Source organism: Variovorax sp. GW458-11-26-14-LB1 (assembly GCF_059423965.1).
The window spans coordinates 1-2,996 of record NZ_JBWKYW010000102.1 but is presented as its reverse complement, the minus strand read 5'-3'; the positions used below and the strand labels follow the sequence as shown (position 1 = coordinate 2,996).

Sequence of the window (2,996 nt, the reverse complement as noted above, 5' to 3'; positions counted from 1 at the left end):
CGGTGTGGCGATGCTGCCACTGCCACCGGTCGGCGGCACGCCGACACCACCGCCCGCGGACACCGGGCGCGGCCGAGTGGTCAGCAGCTCGATGAAGTCGACCGCCACGGACGCGACCTACCCGATCCAGGTCTACCTGCCGGCCGGCTACGACGGCGCCACCGCGAGCTACCCCACGATCTACATCACCGACGGCGACGCGGTCTACAACCAGAGCGTGACGCGCTTCCAGAACTTCACCGACATCCTCGAGAAGGCCGGCAAGAAAGCCATCGTGGTCGGCATCGGCGGCACCTCGCGCCGCAACACCGACTACCTGATGCCGGGCGCCAAGGCGTATCACAACTTCCTCACCGGCCAGCTGGTGCCGCATGTCGAATCGAACTACCGGGCCAACCCGGCCAGGCGCATGCTCTCCGGCCTGTCGAACGGCGGCGTCTTCACGCTCATCGCCTTCTTCACCGAAGGCGCGGCGGGCACGTTCACCTTCCAGCATTTCTTCGCGTCCGATCCGCCCGCCGCCGGCGCGCGCGGCCAGCTCGATCCGCTCGAAAGCCAGATGTACGCCAACAGCAGCACGCGCGACATTCCCGTGACTTTGCTGCTGGGCTATGCCATCAGCAACGTCGGCGGCCCGGAGATCACCGCGCTGCGCGACCAGATCGCCGCGCGTAACTACAAGGGGCTGCAGCTGAGCCTGAAGGGCTACGAAGGCGGCCACACGCAGATGGACTTGCCGTCGTTCCAGGACATCGTCGCGCGGTTCATCGATTGAGGCGCGAGGTGTGGGCTCAGGGTTTTTCCTGATCCTGCACCTGTCGAATCGCAGCGGGCTCATCCGACGTCATCACAGAGGGTCGTCCTCTGTACTTCATCAGGAGAAAGCAACCATGGCCACCCACACCGTTCGCCTGCACCGCGTGCTGCGCACCACCCCCGACAAGCTCTACCGCGCCTTCGTGGAGCCCGGCGCCTTCGAGCGCTGGCTGCCGCCCTTCGGCTTCACCGGCAAGGTCCACACCATGGAGCCGGTGGTGGGCGGCGCGTGGCGCATGTCCTTCACCAACTTCGGCACCGGCCACGGCCATTCGTTCGGCGGCAAGTACCTGGAACTCGTGCCCGGTCAGCGCATTGCCTACGACGCGAGCTTCGACGATCCCCACCTGCCGGGCACCATGAAGACCACGGTGGTGCTGACCGCGGTCTCGTGCGGCACGGACATGTCCGTCGTGCAGGAAGGCATCCCCGACGTGATTCCCGTCGAGATGTGCTACCTGGGCTGGCAGGAGTCGCTGGTCGCGCTGGCGCAGCTGGTCGAGCCGAACATTCCCGGTTGAGGATCGGCTTCAGGCACGCCGCGCTTCGCAGCCGGCGAATCCCTTGAGCCCGGCCAGTTCATCGAGGATGGGGCATTCCGGGCGCTCGTCACCTTCGCAGCAATGCGCCAGGCGCTCCAGCAGGCGCTTCATGTGCGCGAGCTCTTCGATGCGCTGGGCCAGGTCGTCGGCGCGTTCGAGTGCGACGCGCTTCACGTCGAAGCTTGCACGACGACCGTCTTGCCACAGGGCGTGCAGCTCGACGACCTCCGGCGTGTCGAAACCCAGCGTGTGTGCGCGTCGCACGAAGCGCAATGTCGACACGGCGCGCTCGTCGTAGCGGCCAGCGTGCGCCGTGTCGTCGAGCAGTCCGAGCGATTCGCAGTCGCTCAGCAACTGCGCGGACACACCGGAGCGCGCAACGACATCGGCAAGGGACAAGCGCGCCGCAGCAGCAGCCGGCGCCGTGGGATGTTCCATGGGGTTCTCCTTCGAGCCAAAGCGCGAAGTCTCAACCTTCACACCATGAGAGAGTCAAACGCAGACGACGCATGACCTTGGCACACCAGGGGTCAGGCACTCGATGCGCTTGACCTTCACACGATGCCAAGCTTGACACTGCGAGTCACTCTTTTGAAAGGACTCACCCCATGCAAGCGTTTGAAATCCAGTCGATGACCTGCGGCAGTTGCGCCGGCCGCATCACCCGGGCCATCAAGGACCTGGACCCGCAGGCCAGGCTCGAAGTGGACGTGAAGCAAAGAACGGTGCGCATCGACACCACCGAAGACCGCCCCTCGCTGGTGGCGGCGTTGACGGAGGCCGGCTACCCGCCGAGTCCTTCCGCCAACTGAGCATGTGGCGCGAACCGGATTGCCCGGTTCGCCGCAAGGCCTTACTTGAAGATCCGCACGATCGCGTCGTCGAACGCGAGCACGTCCGTTCCGACGTGGGTGGAATTGAACTCCGTGTCGATCAGCTGCAGTCCCACGTAGCCCCGTTCGGACATGCGCTTGTACATCGCCTTCACCGGCACTTCGTTGCAGCCGCTGGCACAGTGCGCCAGGATCAGCGTCACGGGCAATGGCCGGCCCGCGAGCGCGTCGAACATCTTCTTCTCGAGCGCGTTGTTCTCGGCCTCCTGCTGCCAGAAGGCCGCTTCGATGGAAATGAAGTATGAGAACACGAGGTTGTCCGGCGCCTCCAGGAACAGCGCCGTGGCCGCGAGGTTGCCGCTGGTCGACAGGCCGGTGAGCATGCGTTTCTTCGGGTCCGCGCGGTACTTCGACTCGATGAACGGCACCAGGTCCTTCGTGAGGAAGGTGTGGTACGCGTTGGCGCCCGGAAAGTTGTAGTCCTCCTGCCGGCGCGCGGTGTTCCCGATGCCCACGAGGATGGCCTTGGTGCCGCGCTTGAGCAGCACGTTCTTGAGGTTCGTGAAGCGCGTGTCGGGCAGGCCGTTGGTCGCGTCGCCGTCGAAGGCGTAGATGACCGGCACCGCGTCGCTGCTGCTGTCGTAGGCCGCCGGAATGAACACCTCGATCGGGTAGCGCACGCCATTGACGCTCGACGTCACGGTGTCCGACACCACCCGGCCATTGGCCGAAGGCGCCGGCTGCACGGGCGCCGTGCCCGTCGGCGGCAGGATCAACGGCACACCGCCCCCGCCACCTCCTCCGC

5 protein-coding genes are annotated in these 2,996 nt (G+C 65.8%); 3 read left to right on the top strand and 2 right to left on the bottom strand.

Annotated elements, in window-relative coordinates:
* Together AC07YS_RS31880 and AC07YS_RS31875 are read left to right on the top strand one after the other, a co-directional pair.
* On the top strand, nucleotides 1-775 hold a 775-nt coding region (locus tag AC07YS_RS31880), incomplete at its 5' end, for an alpha/beta hydrolase (protein ID WP_495275769.1).
* A 115-nt stretch (nucleotides 776-890) separates the two neighbouring features.
* On the top strand, nucleotides 891-1,337 hold the full coding sequence (locus AC07YS_RS31875; RefSeq protein WP_493192180.1) for an SRPBCC family protein: 447 nt from the start codon (nucleotides 891-893) through the stop codon (nucleotides 1,335-1,337).
* Between the two features lie 9 nt (nucleotides 1,338-1,346).
* Here the strand turns inward: AC07YS_RS31875 and AC07YS_RS31870 are convergent, their stop codons facing one another.
* The gene (locus AC07YS_RS31870; protein ID WP_495270365.1) at nucleotides 1,347-1,796 is read right to left on the bottom strand and encodes a MerR family DNA-binding protein; all 450 of its coding nucleotides are present in this window, start codon (nucleotides 1,794-1,796) and stop codon (nucleotides 1,347-1,349) included.
* Between the two features lie 170 nt (nucleotides 1,797-1,966).
* On the opposite strand from AC07YS_RS31870, the gene AC07YS_RS31865 reads away from it, so the two are divergent.
* On the top strand, nucleotides 1,967-2,170 hold the full coding sequence (locus AC07YS_RS31865; RefSeq protein WP_062472532.1) for a heavy-metal-associated domain-containing protein: 204 nt from the start codon (nucleotides 1,967-1,969) through the stop codon (nucleotides 2,168-2,170).
* A gap of 41 nt (nucleotides 2,171-2,211) precedes the next feature.
* Here the strand turns inward: AC07YS_RS31865 and AC07YS_RS31860 are convergent.
* The coding region (locus AC07YS_RS31860) for an alpha/beta hydrolase (RefSeq protein WP_495275768.1) at nucleotides 2,212-2,996 on the bottom strand (785 nt) is incomplete at its 5' end.

Coding starts and splice junctions, on each gene's coding strand:
- AC07YS_RS31875 (WP_493192180.1), top strand. CDS start 891: ATGGCCACCCACACCGTTCGCCTGCACCGCGTGCTGCGCACCACCCCC.
- AC07YS_RS31870 (WP_495270365.1), bottom strand. CDS start 1,796: ATGGAACATCCCACGGCGCCGGCTGCTGCTGCGGCGCGCTTGTCCCTT.
- AC07YS_RS31865 (WP_062472532.1), top strand. CDS start 1,967: ATGCAAGCGTTTGAAATCCAGTCGATGACCTGCGGCAGTTGCGCCGGC.